This window comes from Pseudomonas marginalis, assembly GCF_900105325.1.
Classification (GTDB): Bacteria; Pseudomonadota; Gammaproteobacteria; order Pseudomonadales; family Pseudomonadaceae; genus Aquipseudomonas; species Aquipseudomonas marginalis.
Genome location: NZ_FNSU01000001.1, coordinates 1,010,801 through 1,027,570, shown reverse-complemented (window position 1 = coordinate 1,027,570; position 16,770 = coordinate 1,010,801). Strand labels below are relative to the sequence as shown.

Sequence of the window (16,770 nt, the reverse complement as noted above, 5' to 3'; positions counted from 1 at the left end):
TCACATCAATAAGAACGAGGGACGGAACATGAAGGGATTGCTCCGCGCCACCTGGCTGCTGCTGTTGTGTTTCAGCCAGGTGCACGCCGACACGCCGGGTGAGGACGCCCAGGCCGCCAAGGCCTTGCTGGGAAAAGCCCTGGCCTACTACCAGACCAACGGTGACAAGGCCTTTGCGGCGTTCAGCCGCCAGGGCGAGTTCATCGACCACGACCGCTATGTGTTCGTGGTCGATACCCAGGGCGTGCTGCTGGCCAGTGGCGGGCCCTCCTCCGCCCTGATCGGCCGCGATGTGTCCGAGGTACTCGGGCCGGAGTTGCGCCAGTCATTCAAGGACGCGCTCAAGGTGCCGGAAGGCCAGGGTATCCAACAGGCCGACTACCGCTGGCAGAACTGGAACGACGGCAAGGTCGAGCACAAGCATGTGTTTTACAAGCGCGTCGGCCAGCGCATCCTCGCTGTGGGTTATTACCTGCCGCGCGCCACCCCGGAACAGGCCCGGGCCCTGCGCAACAAGGCGGTGAACGCGTTGGTGAAGGATGAAGCCGGCACGCTCAAGGCCATCAACTCATTGCAGGGCGGTTTCCTGCAGGATGACCTCTATGTGTTTGTGGTGGACTTGAACACCCAGCGTTACGTGGCCCATGGCACCAACCTGCGACTGATCAACACCGATTTCAGCAAGATCAAGGACCCCGACGGCAAGCCGGTGGGCGAGCCGATCCTCAAGCTGATGGCCGAGCAGGACCAGGGAGAATACAAATACCGTTGGAAGAACCCGGTGACGGGCAAGGTCGAGAACAAGCATGCGTATATCCGCAAGAGCGGGCATTTCATGGTTGCGGTGGGTTACTACAGCCCCTGATCTGAACTGGAATGCATTCAAATGTGGGAGGGGCGGTGCGACGATTCGACTTGCCACCGATGGCAGTGTGTCAGTCGAAGATGTTCCAACTGAACCACCGCCATCAGGGCATGGGTATCTACACAATTTTCAGAGACAAGCCCGCTCGCCACAGGGAGATTTGTCAGGGGCTGAAAAGTTGTGTAGATACCCATGGCCTCCGGGGTAAGCCCCCTCCCACATTAGGTCTCTATTGTGTCAGTCAGCGAGTTTTGTCTTCCCGCCCGCGCAGCACGCGATTGGGCATCGCGATCGCCGCCGCCAACCCCAGCAGCGACACCCCCGCACTCACCAGCAGCAAATGCCGGAACGTCACCCCCAGCTCCCCGCGCAGGGCATCCTGCGCCGGGCCTGGCGCGGCGTTCAGGCCGTCAAGCAGCACGTTGCCGGAACCGCCTTCGGCCACCAGCGCACCGCTGGCCAGATGGGCGAAGCTGGAGTCCTGCAACAACGCCAGCAGCAACGCCGACATGCACGCCACCCCCACCGCGCCGCCCAGGGAGCGGAACAGGTTGGTGGTGCTGGTAGCAACGCCGATGTCCCGTTGCTCCACCGAGTTCTGCGCCCCCACCAGGGAGGTGGGAAACTGCATGCCGGCGGCGATCCCGCACAGCAACATGAATACGCCGGTCAGCAGCATATCCTGGGGCGCACTGTAGGCCATGCCCAGGATCGCCAGCGGGCTTAACAGCGCGCCGCTGAGAATCATCGGTTTGTAACGCCCTGTCACCGAGGTCATGCGCCCGGCGCAATAGGCGCCGATGGGCAGGCCCATCGCCAGGGGCAGCAAATGCAAGGCGGCGCTGTCGGCACCGCCGCCGGTCACTGTCTGAAAGCGCAGGGGCATCAGCACCGTCAGGGAGATCGCCTGGAAGCTGGTAAAGAAAATCGTGCACCAGCACAGCACCGCGCTGCGGTTGGCAAACAGGTGCATCGGCAGCAACGGCTCGCGGGCGCGGCGCTCGTGCCAGACGAACAGGGTCAATGCCACCAGGGCACAGGCCAGCAGCCCCAACACCTGGCTGTCACGCCAATGATGGCCCTGGCCGATTTCGGTGATGCCCAACAGCAAGGCGGTGAGGCCGATGATCATCAGCACCGTGCCGAGGTAATCGATGATCGGCTTGCGTTGCGGCGCCGGCAGCCCCACCAGGGTGCGATGGGCCACGTACCAGGCACCGGCGCCCAGCGGCAGGTTGATCAGGAACACCCAGCGCCAGGATAAATACTCGGTCATGTAGCCGCCCAACACCGGCCCGGCCACGCTGGCCACTGCGTACATGCTGCTGAAATAGCCCTGATAGCGCCCGCGCTCACGGGGCGGGATGATGTCGCCGATGATCGCCTGGCTCACCGAGATCATTCCGCCGGCGCCGATGCCCTGCAGCACCCGCGCCAGCACCAGTTGCTCCATGCTCTGGGCCATGCCGCAGAACAACGAAGCGACGGTGAACAGGCCCATGCCGATCAGCATCATCGGCCGCCGCCCGTAGAGGTCGCCGAGCTTGCCGTAGATCGGCACCGCCACCGTCATCGCCACCATATAACCGGAGATGACCCAGGCCAGCAGGTTGACGTCGTGGAATTGCGCGGAGATGGCGGGCATGGACACGGCGACAATGGTCTGGTCCAGGGCACCGAGGAAGATCGCCATCATCAATGAGGCGAGAATACTGCGCACCGCGGGGAGCGGTGGCGCGGGCTGATTGAGCTGAGTCACGGCAGAACCTTCGAGCAGGGCCCGCGGGAAAAGGCAGCCCGCGGGAATGCTCGATACGATAGCAGGCTATTCGATAGGCTCGTAAGGAAGTCCGACGTAATTTTCCGCGATGGTCTGGCGCCCGGCTTCGGAGTGGATGAAGTACTCCAGCTCGCTCTGGGCAATGCGCTGGCTGAATCCGTCGGACTCAGGGAATTGATGCAACATCGAGGTCATCCACCAGGAAAACCGTTCGGCCTTCCACACCCGGCGCAGGCAAATGGCGGAATAACGTTCGAGCAAGTCCACGCGCCCCTCGCCATACACCTTGAGCAAAATCCGGAACAGGGTGCTCACGTCGCTGGCCGCCAGGTTCAAGCCCTTGGCCCCGGTGGGCGGCACGATATGGGCCGCATCGCCGAGCAGGAACAGGCGCCCGTACTGCATCGGTTCCACCACAAAACTGCGCAGGGGCGCGATGCTTTTTTCGATGGAGGGGCCGGTGACCAGTTGTTCAGCCAAAGCGTTGGGCAGCCGGGTTTTCAGTTCCGCCCAGAAGCGTTCGTCCGACCATTCGCCTACCGGCTCCTCGGCCGGCACTTGCAGGTAATAGCGGCTGCGCGTCGGTGAACGCATGCTGCACAGCGCAAAGCCCCGTGAATGCTTGGCGTACACCAGTTCCGCGTGCACCGGCGGGGTGTCGGCAAGGATGCCCAGCCAACCGAAGGGGTAGACACGCTCGAACACCTTCAGCGATTCAGCCGGGATCGACTGGCGCGCCACACCGTGGAACCCATCACAACCGGCGATGTAGTCGCACTCCAGGCGAAACGCCTGGCCCTGATGCTCGAACGTCAGCCAGGGTCGATCACTTTTAAGATCATGGGGCTGCACGTCGCGCGCTTCATACAGCGTGGTGGCGCCAGCGGCGGCGCGGGCGGCCATGAGGTCGCGGGTGACTTCGGTCTGGCCGTAGATCATCACCGATTGGCCGCCGGTCAGCGCCTTGAGGTCGATGTGGGTCAGTTGACCGTCCAGCGCCAGCTCGAAGCCATCATGTACCAGGCCTTCGGCATCCATGCGCTGGCTCACGCCCGCCTCGCGCAGCAGGTTGACCATGCCTTGTTCCAGCACCCCGGCGCGGATACGGCCTTGTACGTAGTCGGCACTCTGGCGCTCCAGGATCAGGGTCTGGATACCGGCGTTGTGCAACAGCTGGCCGAGCAAGAGTCCGGAGGGACCGGCGCCGATAATGGCGACTTGGGTTTTCAGGGTTTTCATTATTTTTATCGCCCGCAAGTTCCACCCGAACGGATCGAGTGAAAGAGTTGTCATTGATCTTGTGGCTGACAGTTTTCACTTGAGTGCGCAGTATAAGAAGGTGAAAACTGCGACAAAACCTGCGCTTTTTGCCAATTTGGGCGATTACCGCACCACTGTCCTGAGTATCGGATTGAAACCATGACCAACACCGCGATTCCGGTCTTCAAGCTTTACGGAGAAAGCCAGCAATGGCCGACCCCCGATTTGTTGCACTGCGAAACCATTTCCCGGCGCAGTCGGGAATACCAGTGGGAAATCCAGCCCCACCGGCACGCGGATCTGTGCCAACTGCTGTACGTGCACAAAGGCCAGGCCGAGTTGGAAATCGAAGGCCAGCGCACCACCCTCAACGAAGCCACGCTGCAGGTATTGCCGCCGTTGTGCGTGCATGGGTTTCGCTTTGCCGAAGATGTCGAAGGCTATGTAGTCACCCTGGCGGCACCGCTGGTCAGCCACTTGCAAGCCCAACTGGGCGCAACGGCAGGCGGTTTGCAGACCCTGGGCAGCTACCCGGCGGGCAAGGACAGTGATTACCTCAACAGCCAGTTCGCCCGCCTGCAGGACGAATACGCCGACGACCAACCGGCCCGGGACATGCTGATGCACGCGCTGGTCAGTGTGCTGCTGGTGTGGATCAGCCGCCAGGCCATCCAGCGTCGCCACCCGCGCGCGCCAAGGGGCCGCGAGTATTTCCGGCGCTTTACGCAATTGGTTGAACAGCACTATCGGGAACACCCGAAGATTGAGGATCTGGCCCACAAACTGGGTATCTCGGTCTCACACCTGAATGGGACGTGTCGGGAACTGGGCGGGCAGCCTGCCTTGCAGATCATGCATGACCGTCAATTACTCGAGGCCAAGCGCCTGCTGACCTACACCAGCATGACCATCAACGAAATGTCGGAAGTACTGGGTTTTTCCGACCCGACCAACTTCTCTCGGCTGTTCCGCCGACGGGTCGGGTTCTCACCCAAGGCGTTTCGCGAGCAACTCAAGGCCGAACAGCCGTCTACCTGAGTGCACTGAAACTGCCGGTGTGGGGAACGCATTGGTCCTGATGGCAGCTGATCGCAAAGGTCGGCTGCATCCGGGTCTGCTCCACGCGGTAGGCGGCGGTGCCATACAGGCCGGTCGCCAAGGCGCAGAGGAAGAAAATCATCAGGTATTTGCGGGTTTTAATGCTCATGGCACAGACCTCTGAGCGGATCTACAGGGTGCTGTTTAAAGCATAGGTCAACCAGGGCGAGTTGCCATTATTGGGCGACATTCAACAGGGTTATGTCGCCCTAAAGACACCTATCCCACACCGGCTCCTCGGGGAACCTCACCACCAGGAAATCCAGCAGGCTGCGCAGCGCCGAAGGCATGTGTTTGCGTGACGCATAGACCGCGTAGATGTTCATCTGCCGGGGTTCGGCCTCGGGTAGCAGACGTACCAGTTCACCACGGCGGATGTGATCGCCGGCCTGGTAGCTGGGCAGCATCGCCACACCCGCGCCGGCCAGCGTCACGCGTAACAACGTACTGGCTTCGTTAGCGGTGATATTGCCGTGCACCGGCACCGAGACGTGCTCGCCGTGCTCCTCGAAATGCCACAGGCTTTTGCCGAAGTACGAATGGGTCAGGCAGTTGTGCCGGGCCAGGTCCTCGACTTTCTGCGGCGCCGGGTGCTCCAACAGGTAGGCCGGGGTTGCGCACACCACGGAGCGACAGACCGTCAGGCGCCGCGCGATCAGGTTGGGGTCCAGGTCGTTGCTGGTGCGGATGGCCAGGTCGATGCGCTCGTCCACCAGGTTCACCGTGCGGTCGAGCATTTGCAGGTCAATGGTCACCAGGGGATAGCGCTTGACGTACTCGGCAATGGCCTCGGCCAATTGCGCCTGGCCGAACGAGGTGCTGACACTCAGGCGCAACAGGCCACGGGGCGCCTTATCAGGCTCACTGACGGCGGCCTGCATATCACCGCACAACTCCAGGAGTTGCCGACAGCGTGGCAGGGTTTCGCCACCGGCCGCCGTAAGGCTGAGTTTGCGCGTGGTGCGGTGCAACAGGCGCGCGCCGACCCAGTCTTCCAACTCGGCCAGGTAACGCGACACTACCGGGCGCGACAGGTCCAGATGGTCGGCGGCGGCGGACTGACTGCCCAGGTCCACCACCGTGACAAACACGCGCATTGCTTGAAGACGATCCATGATTTGCCCGATTTCAGAAACAAACTATGTCCCAGCATCGCATTTTTAGTTCGGTTTAGTGCAACTAAGCTCTGTGCATCCTTTGAATCCACTGCTGGAGCTGCCCGATGTTCTCAACCCTCAAGCGCTTGACCTTCACCGCTGCCTTGGCGTTTGCCGGCCATGCAGCGGCGGCCGACCTGACCCTGGATGTCTACAACCCGGGCGAGGCGGCGATCTTCCCGGTCAGCTCGGTGCTGGTCAGCGGTGCCAAAGACGCGATCCTGGTGGACGCGCAATTCGGCAAGGGCCAGGCCGAGCAACTGGTGCAGAAGATCCGCGCCAGCGGCAAACACCTGACCACCATCTACATCAGCCATGGCGACCCGGATTACTACTTCGGCCTCGACACCCTGACGGCCGCGTTCCCCGACGCCAAGGTGCTGGCGCCGCAACCGGTGGTCGACCATATCAACGCCACCGTGGCCGGCAAACTTGAGTTCTGGGGCCCGAAAATGGGTGCCGACAAACCGGGCAAAACCATCGTGCCCCAGGTGCTGCAAGGCCACAGCCTGACCCTTGAAGGGCAGCAGTTGGAGGTGATCGGCCTGGATGGCCCGCAGCCGGACCGCAGCTTCGTGTGGATCCCGTCGATCAAGGCCGTGGTCGGGGGCGTGGTGGTCGCGCAAAACATTCACCTGTGGATGGCCGACACTCAAAGCGCGCAATCCCATAAAGACTGGCTTGCGACCCTGCAACGCATCGAACAGTTGAAGCCACGCACGGTGATTCCTGGCCACTACCTGGGCACGCCGTCACCGCAAGCCGTGGCCTTTACTGCCGACTACATCAAGGCCTTCGACGTAGAAACCGCCAAGGCCAAGGACGCCGCCGCCCTGATCGCGGCCATGAAAAAGCGCTACCCCACCCTCGCCGACGAAAGCTCGCTGGAACTGAGCGCCAAAGTCGCCAAGGGCGAAATGAAGTGGTGAATGCCTTTAAACCCTGACCGTACTGGAGAACATCATGAGCAAGATCGCAATCATTGGGGCCACCGGCCGTGCCGGCAGCCAATTGCTGGAAGAAGCCCTGCGTCGTGGGCATAGCGTGGTGGCTATCGCGCGTAACACCGACAAGCTGGCTGTACGCCCCGGCGTCACCGTCAAGCAGGTTGATGCACTGGATGCCAATGCCCTGGAACAAGCCATCAGCGGCAGCGATGTGGTGATCAGCGCGGCACATTTCGCCACCCTGCCCGCCAGCGCCGTGATCGGCCCGGTAAAAAAAGCCGGGGTGAAACGCCTGTTGGTGGTGGGCGGCGCCGGTTCGTTGCTGCTGCCCGGTGGCGGGCGTGTGATCGACAGCGAGGGCTTCCCGGCGGAATACAAAGCCGAAGCCAGTGCAGGGGCCGCGTTTCTCGACGTGCTGCGTCAGGAAAAGGACCTGGATTGGACGTTCCTGTCGCCGTCGGCCTTGTTCGATGGCACCCAGCGCACCGGTAAATTCCGTCTGGGCCAGGATGACTTGCTGGTGAGCAGTGACGGTAGCAGCTCGATCAGCTTTGCCGACTACGCCATCGCCATGCTCGATGAAGTGGAAACACCGAAGCACTCGCGCCAGCGCTTCACCGTCGGTTACTGACCTCCCTCCCACTCCCGTAGCAGCTGCCGAGCGCAAGCGAGGCAGCTGCTACGGGATTTTCGCGGAGGTTGCCTGATCAACCAGCCAGTTCATCAGCGCTTCAAGCCCTGCCGACGGCACCGTCCCCGGCGGATACACCAGGTAGTACCCCTTCCCCGTCGGTACCCGCAGTTCAAACGGCATCGCCAAGCGCCCCGCCTTGAGATCCTCGCCCATCAACGCACTGTCGCCCATCGCCACCCCGGAGCCCTGGGAGGCCACGTTCATCGCCAAGTCCAACGTCTCGAAATGATGCCCCTGGCTCACGTTGCTCAACCGCGTATCCGCCGCCTGGAGCCAGCGCGCCCAATCGCGCTCATCCCGCGTGGGGTGCAACAGCACCTGTTGCTGCAAGTCCGCCGGGGTGTGCAAACCGGCGAGCAGCGCCGGTGCGCAGACCGGGGTGAGTTGCTCATCGAACAAATGCCGCGCCTCGGCCGATTGCTCGGCGATGGGCGCATAGATCACCGCCGCGTCGAATTGCTCGCGACGAAAATCCACGCTGTAGGCCACGGTGGTGGTGAGTTCCACCGGAACGTCCGGGCGCTCCCGCTGCCATTGCATCAGGCGCGGCAACAACCAGCGCATTACGCAGGTGGAGGCCTTGATTTGCAGGGTATGGCGGCGATTGCCGATCTGCTCCACCGCGTCACCGAGCAGGCCAAACACCTGCTGCACCCGTTGCGACCACTCGCGACCTTCTTCGGTCAGGCTCAACCCCCGTGCCTGGCGCTGGAACAAGGCGTAGCCCAAATGGCTCTCCAGCCCGGCGATCTGCCGGCTCACCGCACCTTGTGTGATATGCAGTTGCTCGGCGGCGCGGGTGAAGTTGCAGCACTGGGCCGTGACCCAGAAGGTATGCAGCGCGGGCAGGGGCGGAAGGCGTTTCATAAGGGCGCAGCCATGACGTGAGGACATGGCTAGTATGACTTTTTATCGATTGTTGCCGCTACGGGCCAGCCGTTCCAATACCGCCACGAATCCATAACAAGAGCGACACCTATGGCGACCTGTGGCGAAGTATTGGTCAACCTCCTGGAAAGCTACGGCGTGGACCAGGTGTTTGGTATTCCCGGCGTGCACACCGTGGAGCTGTATCGCGGCCTGGCCCGCTCGAGCATCCGCCACGTCACCCCGCGCCACGAACAGGGCGCCGGCTTTATGGCCGACGGCTACGCGCGCACCCGTGGCAAACCGGGCGTGTGTTTCATCATCACCGGCCCGGGCATGACCAATATCACCACCGCCATGGGCCAGGCCTACGCCGACTCGATCCCGATGCTGGTGATTTCCAGCGTGCAATCGCGCAGCCAGTTGGGCGGCGGGCGCGGCAAGTTGCATGAGCTGCCGAACCAGGGCGCGATGATGGCCGGCGTGGCGGCGTTCTCCCATACCTTGATGTCGGCAGCGGAGTTGCCCGCCGTGCTGGCGCGGGCGTTTGCGTTGTTCCAGGCCGGCAGGCCGCGCCCGGTGCATATCGAGATTCCATTGGATGTGCTGGTGGAAAACGCCGATGCACTGCTCGGCAGTCAACCGGTCAGCATCGCCCGTGCCGGTGCGGCACCGGCGGCGGTCAAGCAGATGAGCCAGTTGCTCGCCGCCGCCAAACGCCCGCTGATCCTGGCCGGTGGCGGCGCGATTGAGGCGGCCGCCGAATTGACCCGCCTGGCCGAAGCCCTCGGCGCGCCGGTGGCCCTGACCATCAATGCGAAGGGCATGCTGCCTTCCGAGCATCCGCTGCTGATAGGCTCGACTCAGTCCCTGGTCGCTACCCGCGCGCTGGTGGCCGAGGCCGATGTGGTGCTGGCCATCGGCACCGAGCTGGCCGAGACCGACTACGACGTGACCTTCGCCGGTGGCTTCGAGATACCCGGCGCGCTGCTACGCATTGATATCGACCCCGACCAGACCGTGCGCAACTACCCGCCGCATCTCGCCTTGGTGGCCGACGCAAGGATCGCCGCCGATGCCTTGCTGGCCGACTTGAACCGCACGCCGCTGGGCCCCCGCCACATCGACTGGGGCGCTCAGCGCGTCGCCCGGTTGTGGGCCGAACTGACCCCCACCTGGGACGCCGCCACCCGCGCGCAAACCCTGTTCCTCAATACGGTGCTGGAGGCACTGCCGGGCGCCGTGCTGGTGGGCGATTCGACCCAACCGGTGTACAGCGGCAACCTGACCCTGAACCTCGATCACCCGCGCCGCTGGTTCAATTCCTCCACCGGCTACGGCACCTTGGGCTACGCCCTGCCGGCCGCCATCGGCGCCTGGTTGGGCCGTGGCGATGGGCAACCGGTGGTGTGTTTGATTGGTGACGGCGGGCTGCAATTCACCCTGCCGGAACTGGCCAGCGCAGTGGAAGCGCGCACGCCGATCATCGTGCTGCTGTGGAATAACCAGGGATATGAAGAGATCAAGAAATACATGCTCAACCGCGCCATCGAACCGGTCGGCGTAGACATCTACACCCCGGATTTTATCGGCGTGGCCAAGGCCCTCGGCAGTGCTGCCGACAGCGCTCACAGCGTTGCACAGCTGCGCAGCGCCTTGCGCGCCGCCGCCGATCGCCCGGGGCCGACGCTGATTGAGATCGACCAGGACCTATGGATGCAGGAGCCAGCGGTATGAGCGCAGTAATGAACGGTGTGTATATCGACGGCGCATGGCGTGCCGGCCATGACGTGCTGGAGGTGATCAACCCGGCCACCGAGGCGACCCTGGCCCGTGTCAGCGTCGGCGATGGGCAGGCCGTGACCGAGGCCGTGGATGCAGCCAGCGCGGCCTTTATCGACTGGTCGAAAAGTAGCGGCCGTGATCGCGCCAGCCTGCTGCGCAAAATCGCCCAAGGCGTCAGCGCGCAGCGCGAACAGTTGATGCACCTGCAATCGAGCAACAACGGCAAGCCGCTGTTTGAAGCCGGCATCGATGTGGACGACGTGATCGCCACGTTCGAGTACTACGCCGGTATCGCCGACGACATGGACGCCGGCCAGGACCGCCCGGTGGCGCTGCCCAGCGATGACTTCAGCGCGCGCCTGCGCCGTGAGCCGTGCGGCGTGGTGGGGCTGATCGTGCCGTGGAATTTCCCGATGGTCACCACCGCCTGGAAACTCGCCCCGGCCCTTGCCGCCGGTTGCTGCGTGGTGCTCAAGCCCTCGGAAGTCACGCCCTTGGCGGAGTTGCAGTTGGCGCAAATCATCGCTGACGCGGGCTGCCCGGCGGGGGTGTTCAACCTGGTCTGCGGCACCGGCTTGGCCGTTGGTGCACCGCTGGCGGCAGACCGTCGCGTGGCGAAGATTTCCTTCACCGGCAGCAACGCCGTGGGGGTGCAGGTGATGCAACGTGCAGCGGAAACCATCAAGGGCGTGAGCCTGGAATTAGGCGGTAAATCTTCGCTGCTGGTACTGGCGGATGCCGACCTCGACCTGGCGGTGGAGCTGGCGTGTGGCGGTGGTTTTTTCAACGCCGGGCAAATGTGTTCCGCCACCAGCCGCGTGCTGGTGGCCGACAGCCTGGCGGATGAATTCCTGCAACGCTTGCAGGCACGGGCTGAAGCAATTCGCGTCGCCGACCCATTTGCCGACGACGTGGAAATGGGCGCGTTGATCAACCGCGTGCAGTATCAGCGGGTGCTGGGGCATATCCAACGGGGCATTGAGGCTGGCGCGCGATTGGTGTGTGGCGGCGAACGCCCGGCGAACCTGGCGAAGGGCTACTTCATTCGCCCAACCGTGTTTACCGACGTGCCATTGGACAGTGCATTGTGGAACGAAGAAATCTTCGGCCCGGTGCTGTGTGTACGACCTTTTGCCACTGAGGAAGAGGCCATTGCCCTGGCCAACGACAGCGATTTCGGCCTGGTGGCCAGCGTGGTCAGCCGTAGCGTCGAGACCACCGAACGCGTGGCGAATGCCTTGCAGGCCGGGTTGGTGTGGATCAACGCCCCGCAGGTGATCTTCCCGCAGACGGCGTGGGGTGGTTACAAGCAGAGCAGTATCGGCCGTGAGCTGGGGCCGTGGGGCCTGGCGGCGTTTCAGGAGATCAAACATGTGATCCGGTCTATCTGACGACGCAGAACAAATATGGGAGGGAGCTTGCACCTAATGCCAGTCAGTTAAGGAGGAACACTGTAACTGTGGTGAGCGGGCTTGCCCGCTCTCACACTTTGACTTGCGGTGTTTCAGTTAACCGCAATTTTTAGATAGCCCCTGCGACTTTCTCATTTGCCCCCCTCCCCCATGCGTGGCCTGATTCGCCCTTGTTCATTCAAGGCAGGCCCATGGAAAACGTTCAGGCAAAACCCACCACCGCCGTGTGGCTGATGATCAGCGTCGTGCTGGTCGCCCTTAACCTGCGGCCGTCGATGGCCGCCGTGGGGCCGTTGTTGTCGTCGATTCGCGGCGACGTGCCGTTGAGTTTCAGCAGCGCGGCGTTGCTGACCATGTTGCCGGTCATGGCCATGGGCCTGGCGATGTTCTTTGGCATGGGCCTGGCCAAGCGCGTTGGCGAGCACCGCAGCATTGTGCTGTCACTGCTGGTGATTGGCGTGGCGACGTTGTCGCGGCTGTTCCTGGATTCGGCTCTGGAATTGATCGTCAGCGCGATTGCCGCCGGTGTGGGCATCGCCATGATCCAGGCGTTGATGCCGGCGCTGATCAAGTCGCGGTTCAGCGACAACGTGTCGTTGTTCATGGGCCTCTACGTCACCGCTATCATGGGCGGCGCGGCGCTGGCGGCAGCGTTCTCCCCCTTCGTGCAGGTGCAGACCGGCAGCTGGCGCATCGGCCTGGCGATCTGGGCGTTTCTGGCGTTACTGGCCCTGGTGTTCTGGTACGCCCAGCGCTCGGTGTTGCCACCGTTGCCCCAAGCCGCCGCCGGCCCTCAGGAATCGTTTTTCGGCAACGGCCGCGCCTGGTTGCTGGCGATCTTTTTCGGCCTCGGTACGGCGTCCTACACCTGCGTGCTGGCGTGGCTGGCGCCGTACTACGTGGAGCAAGGCTGGAGCGAACAGAATGCCGGTTTGTTGCTGGGTTTCCTGACCGCGATGGAGGTGGTGTCCGGCCTGGTCGCGCCGGCCATCGCCAACCGCCGCCGGGATAAACGCGGGGTGGTGGCGGTGTTGCTGGGGCTGATCATCCTCGGGTTCTGCGGCCTGATCCTCAGCCCGCAACACCTCAGTTTGCTGTGGCCGTGCCTGCTGGGGCTGGGTATCGGCGGGTTGTTCCCGATGAGCCTGATCCTGTCCCTCGACCACCTCGACAACCCGCGTCGCGCGGGGAGCCTTACCGCATTCGTGCAGGGCATCGGCTACCTGATTGCCGGCCTGTCGCCGCTGATCGCCGGGATGATCCGTGACCAGCTGGGCAGCTTCGAATGGGCCTGGTGGTCGTTGACGGCGGTGGTCGTGGTGATGCTGCTGATCGTCACGCGCTTCAACCCAAGGCATTACGCACAACATATTCGCTGACGTCGTGTTGCAAACAGTATTTGTCCCACGCAAAACATTGAAACGCCCTACAGAGCTTTCTATTGGCACGGCCGTTCCGTTAAGCTTTCGCGCTGTCTTGTACTGACTTCGGTACATGGGGTTTACGGACGAAACCGATGTTAAACAGTAACTTGCTCAGAAAACTCGATATGCAGGACTTGATGGTGTTTATCGCCGTCTATGACCAGAGCAGCGTTACCGACGTGTCAGAAACGCTGTTCGTCAGCCAGTCCACCGTGAGCTACAGCCTGAAGAAACTGCGGACCAGTTTTGAAGACGAGCTGTTTATCAACACGCGGGCGGGCATGCGGCCTACTTACAAGGCCACTACCATGTACGCCCATGTGCAGAAGATCCTCGAAAGCATCAACCTGTGCCACGCCGGTGGCCAGGCCTTCGACCCGACCCAGAAGGCCGTGACCTTCAATGTCTGCGCGCCGGAGTACTTCGAACAACTGATCCTGCCGCGCCTGTTGAAGCATTTCGACCGCGCCGACCTGCCGGTGATCGTCAATGTGCAGAAACTGGAAGCCGACATCCCCGCCGACGACCTGCGCGAGGGCCGTCTGGATCTGGTGATCTGCTTCGGACCGCACTTTCACCGCGCCCATAAAGACTTCAAGACCCAGATGCTGCTGGAGGACGATCTGGTGTGCGTCTTCGATAAACGCTCGGCACCGCGCGAGCCGGCATTCAGCCTGCAATCGTTCGTCGAGCGGCGCCACGTGTTCCCCACGCCATGGACCTCCGACACCAACATGATCGACGGCTGGCTGGCGCGCCAGGCCCACAAGCGCCAGGTGATCGCCCGCGCCAACAGCTACAGCGCGGCGCTGAAGATGATCACCGGCACCGACTTCATCGTCACCCTGCCGCGCCGCGTGCAGAAACTGCTGGCACCGGCGACGGTGTTCGGCCACTGCGAGGCCCCCAACGGATTGCCGGGGTTCACCCTGGATATGCAGTGGAGTGAAAGCAGTGAACAGGACAGTGCCAATACCTGGTTTCGTGAACAGGTGGTGAAGGTGTGTGCGGATCAGGGATTACTCTAACTTCTGTGGCGAGGATTAGCCGATGGCGACTTTGCTGTAGGAGTCGCGATCCATGTCGACCAGCTGGACGCTGAGCTGAACCTGTAGATCCGCCGGCCAGTCGCCCAGATCCTGCAACGCTGCCAGCAGGCTTTGCGACAATTGTTGCTTGACCTGCGGCGACCGCCCGCTGAGCAGTGACAGCTTCACCGCGATGAAACCGCGTGGGTTGAGGGAGGTGCCCACCTGAAAACTCTCGAGCTTCACAGCGCGGCTTTTGATATCGAACTCGGAACCGAACTGCCCGGACGCCATCAGCACATTGTTGAGCCGCAACAGGGTTTTCTCGACGGCCAGGCTTGTCAGGTTGGCGGTGTATTCCAAGTGCAGGTGTGGCATGGATGACTCCGAGTCATTCGTAGGAAAGTCTGTAGATATAGCACGGATAAAAGCCTCAGGCCTTGTTCGCCTGACCTCGATCGCTCATGAACGCTTCCAGCCGCGAACGCACCCAGCGTTCGGCCGGGTCGGTGTCCACATGACTGAGCCAGACCATGGACAAATCCAGGGTCGGCGTCTCGAACGGAAACGGCTCGCAGAACAGGTTGCCCGACACCGCCATGGCCTCGGCCGTGTAGTCCGGCAGGCTGGCAATCAAGTCGGTCCCGGCCAGCAGCGCGGGCAATGCGCTGTATTGCGGCACCGACAACACCACATGGCGCTTGCGGCCGATTTCCGCCAGCCACTCATCGGCAAACCCGGACACGTTGGCGGTGTGGGACACCAGCACATGGGGGCGCGAGCAATATTCATCGAGGGTCAGCGGGGTGTCCGAGGCATCGGCGCGCAGCAGTCGCGGACGAATGTGGCGCAGCAACTTGCGCTTGGCATTCGCCGGCAGGCCACGGGTCTGGGTGATGCCGACGGTAATATCGCCGGACGCCAGCAGATCGGGAATCCGCCAATAGTCCACGTGCTGCACCACGAACACCACCTGCGGCGCTTCCTGGCGCAAGGCGCGCAGCAACGGTGGCAACAGGCCGAACTCGACGTCGTCGGACAGTCCGATGCGAAAGGTCATGGTGCTGACGGACGGGTCGAAATCGTGGGTCAGGCTCAAGGCCGACGACAGTGAGTCCAGGGCGGGCGACAGGTGCTGGATGATTTCCTCGGCGCGCGCGGTAGGTTCCATGCGATGGCCGACGCGAATGAACAGCGGGTCGTTGAACAAGGTACGCAGACGGTTGAGGGCCGAACTGATGGTCGGCTGGCCGAGAAACAGCTTCTCGGCCACTCGCGTCACATTGCGCTCGAGCATCAGTGCTTCGAAGACCACCATCAGGTTGATGTCGGCCTTGCGTAATTCATTGCGATTCATCGGCGCCTGCCCCTAGCCCAAGACAAGCCGCAGTTTAGAAAGCCGGGCCGGCCGCGTCTATGTGCACACTGTTCATCACGCGGCTTTGGGACTATAAACAGCGCTCGAACGTCGCAGGAACACTACCGTGCTGGTCATTTTTGGCCTGCCCATTCTGGTGGCCGGGTTCTGCCTCTGGCTTATCCGCTTTGTCACCCGCCCCACCGTCCGCACCTTATTGCGGGTGTTTGTCGGCCTGTGCCTGGCGGCAGTGGTGGCGTACCTGATGCTGGCTTCGGGTTTTCCTGTTTCGTTGCTGGTTTCATAGCCCCCTCTTTGAACTGGATGCTATTGCCTTGATAAACATCCGCAACATCGCACTACCGCTGTTACTGGCCGGATGTACCGCCATGACGCCCTACAAGGCACCGCTCGAAGGCCCGCGAGCACAGCTCAAAAGTGAGTTGAGCACCCACGCCAGCTACAACGAATGGCTGTCTGTCAGCGTTTCGACGGATCATGAATGCCTGCAAGGCAGGGTGGGAACGCCGAGTAAGGAAACCGCACTGTTTGCGGTGCACAGCAGTACTTCGCGCCCCGACGGTTACGTGGACATCGCCGCCGACCAACCGCTGCACTTGATCGTGTCGGGCCTGGCAAGCGCCGGCCGGCGCTGTGTGATTGAGTTCAACACCCAGTTCGCCGCCCAAGAGCGCTACTTGCTCAAAGGCGGGATTGCCGACGCCGACAGTGGGTGGTGTCGCGTTAAGGTGATCAATGCCGATACCGGCGCCGCGCTGGCGGAATTCGAAACCCCGACCCAGGTAACACCCGCCCCCACGGAGAGCCCTTCGTGGAGGCAGTTCATGGCCCGTCAAGGGTGCTTTTTAGCCCCGGCCGAACATTGATCAGGGCTTGAGCGGACGCTCCTGATCCCGCTCGGACAGCTCAGTGCCGTCGTCCGGGTGCTTCCAGGTCTGGGGTTTTTCCTCTTCATGTCGCCGGGGTTGCTCATGCTCCGGCTCATCTTGGCGCTTCGGTTCATTGCCCATAGCCATCTCCCTTCCGTAAGAATGGGTCATACCTTCCAGCATAGAACAGAGCGGGATCTTTGAAA

At 62.4% G+C, this 16,770-nt stretch carries 18 protein-coding genes; 10 read left to right on the top strand and 8 right to left on the bottom strand.

The features are described from left to right. The first annotated feature begins 28 nt into the window (after positions 1-28). A complete protein-coding gene (locus BLW22_RS05005) occupies positions 29-865 on the top strand; it encodes a cache domain-containing protein (RefSeq protein WP_074844465.1) in 837 nt (278 codons plus the stop codon). A gap of 241 nt (positions 866-1,106) precedes the next feature. Here BLW22_RS05005 and BLW22_RS05000 read toward each other — a convergent pair whose 3' ends face one another. Together BLW22_RS05000 and pobA are read right to left on the bottom strand one after the other, a co-directional pair. Then, a complete protein-coding gene (locus BLW22_RS05000) occupies positions 1,107-2,624 on the bottom strand; it encodes an MDR family MFS transporter (RefSeq protein ID WP_065928188.1) in 1,518 nt (505 codons plus the stop codon). A gap of 66 nt (positions 2,625-2,690) precedes the next feature. Next, positions 2,691-3,875: a 4-hydroxybenzoate 3-monooxygenase gene (gene pobA, locus BLW22_RS04995; RefSeq protein WP_174562733.1), complete on the bottom strand. Its 1,185-nt coding sequence runs from the start codon at positions 3,873-3,875 to the stop codon at positions 2,691-2,693. Between the two features lie 189 nt (positions 3,876-4,064). On the opposite strand from pobA, the gene BLW22_RS04990 reads away from it, so the two are divergent. Further along, positions 4,065-4,943 (top strand): helix-turn-helix domain-containing protein, encoded by an 879-nt coding sequence (locus BLW22_RS04990; protein ID WP_065947382.1) that lies wholly within the window; start codon positions 4,065-4,067, stop codon positions 4,941-4,943. Here the strand turns inward: BLW22_RS04990 and BLW22_RS34950 are convergent. Both BLW22_RS34950 and BLW22_RS04985 read right to left on the bottom strand, forming a co-directional pair. Further along, complete coding sequence (locus BLW22_RS34950) at positions 4,936-5,112, bottom strand: hypothetical protein (protein WP_162844255.1); 177 nt, start codon at positions 5,110-5,112, stop codon at positions 4,936-4,938. The genes BLW22_RS04990 and BLW22_RS34950 overlap by 8 nt on opposite strands. A 100-nt stretch (positions 5,113-5,212) precedes the next feature. After that, complete coding sequence (locus BLW22_RS04985) at positions 5,213-6,118, bottom strand: LysR family transcriptional regulator (RefSeq protein WP_065928191.1); 906 nt, start codon at positions 6,116-6,118, stop codon at positions 5,213-5,215. A 107-nt stretch (positions 6,119-6,225) separates the two neighbouring features. Here BLW22_RS04985 and BLW22_RS04980 point away from each other — a divergent pair, with 107 nt between their 5' ends. Continuing rightward, the gene (locus BLW22_RS04980; RefSeq protein WP_065928192.1) at positions 6,226-7,089 is read left to right on the top strand and encodes an MBL fold metallo-hydrolase; all 864 of its coding nucleotides are present in this window, start codon (positions 6,226-6,228) and stop codon (positions 7,087-7,089) included. Positions 7,090-7,123: 34 nt separating this feature from the next. Next, on the top strand, positions 7,124-7,738 hold the full coding sequence (locus BLW22_RS04975; RefSeq protein WP_065947380.1) for an NAD(P)-dependent oxidoreductase: 615 nt from the start codon (positions 7,124-7,126) through the stop codon (positions 7,736-7,738). A 48-nt stretch (positions 7,739-7,786) separates the two neighbouring features. Here the strand turns inward: BLW22_RS04975 and BLW22_RS04970 are convergent, their stop codons facing one another. Next, positions 7,787-8,668, bottom strand: coding sequence for a LysR substrate-binding domain-containing protein (locus BLW22_RS04970; RefSeq protein ID WP_065947379.1), 882 nt, complete (start codon positions 8,666-8,668; stop codon positions 7,787-7,789). Positions 8,669-8,779: 111 nt separating this feature from the next. Here BLW22_RS04970 and BLW22_RS04965 point away from each other — a divergent pair, with 111 nt between their 5' ends. From BLW22_RS04965 to BLW22_RS04950, 4 genes are all read left to right on the top strand, one after another. Next, positions 8,780-10,405, top strand: a complete 1,626-nt coding sequence (locus tag BLW22_RS04965) for a 5-guanidino-2-oxopentanoate decarboxylase (protein WP_074844462.1) — start codon at positions 8,780-8,782, stop codon at positions 10,403-10,405. Further along, complete coding sequence (locus BLW22_RS04960; RefSeq protein ID WP_065928196.1) at positions 10,402-11,844, top strand: aldehyde dehydrogenase family protein; 1,443 nt, start codon at positions 10,402-10,404, stop codon at positions 11,842-11,844. The genes BLW22_RS04965 and BLW22_RS04960 overlap by 4 nt, the downstream gene beginning before the upstream one ends. A 212-nt stretch (positions 11,845-12,056) precedes the next feature. Then, positions 12,057-13,244 carry a cyanate transporter gene (locus tag BLW22_RS04955; RefSeq protein ID WP_074844459.1) on the top strand — a complete coding sequence of 396 codons (1,188 nt, stop codon included), beginning with the start codon at positions 12,057-12,059 and terminating at the stop codon, positions 13,242-13,244. 137 nt (positions 13,245-13,381) lie between these two features. After that, on the top strand, positions 13,382-14,317 hold the full coding sequence (locus BLW22_RS04950) for a LysR family transcriptional regulator (RefSeq protein WP_074844456.1): 936 nt from the start codon (positions 13,382-13,384) through the stop codon (positions 14,315-14,317). A 15-nt stretch (positions 14,318-14,332) separates the two neighbouring features. Here BLW22_RS04950 and BLW22_RS04945 read toward each other — a convergent pair whose 3' ends face one another. Both BLW22_RS04945 and BLW22_RS04940 read right to left on the bottom strand, forming a co-directional pair. After that, complete coding sequence (locus BLW22_RS04945; RefSeq protein WP_065928199.1) at positions 14,333-14,695, bottom strand: 5-carboxymethyl-2-hydroxymuconate Delta-isomerase; 363 nt, start codon at positions 14,693-14,695, stop codon at positions 14,333-14,335. 55 nt (positions 14,696-14,750) lie between these two features. Then, on the bottom strand, positions 14,751-15,674 hold the full coding sequence (locus BLW22_RS04940) for a LysR substrate-binding domain-containing protein (RefSeq protein ID WP_065928200.1): 924 nt from the start codon (positions 15,672-15,674) through the stop codon (positions 14,751-14,753). A 127-nt stretch (positions 15,675-15,801) separates the two neighbouring features. Here BLW22_RS04940 and BLW22_RS04935 point away from each other — a divergent pair, with 127 nt between their 5' ends. Both BLW22_RS04935 and BLW22_RS04930 read left to right on the top strand, forming a co-directional pair. Further along, a complete protein-coding gene (locus BLW22_RS04935) occupies positions 15,802-15,981 on the top strand; it encodes a hypothetical protein (RefSeq protein WP_065928201.1) in 180 nt (59 codons plus the stop codon). Positions 15,982-16,063: 82 nt separating this feature from the next. Then, complete coding sequence (locus BLW22_RS04930) at positions 16,064-16,561, top strand: hypothetical protein (protein WP_065928202.1); 498 nt, start codon at positions 16,064-16,066, stop codon at positions 16,559-16,561. Here the strand turns inward: BLW22_RS04930 and BLW22_RS34945 are convergent, their stop codons facing one another. After that, positions 16,562-16,705, bottom strand: coding sequence for a hypothetical protein (locus BLW22_RS34945; protein ID WP_162844254.1), 144 nt, complete (start codon positions 16,703-16,705; stop codon positions 16,562-16,564). Positions 16,706-16,770 lie beyond the last annotated feature (65 nt).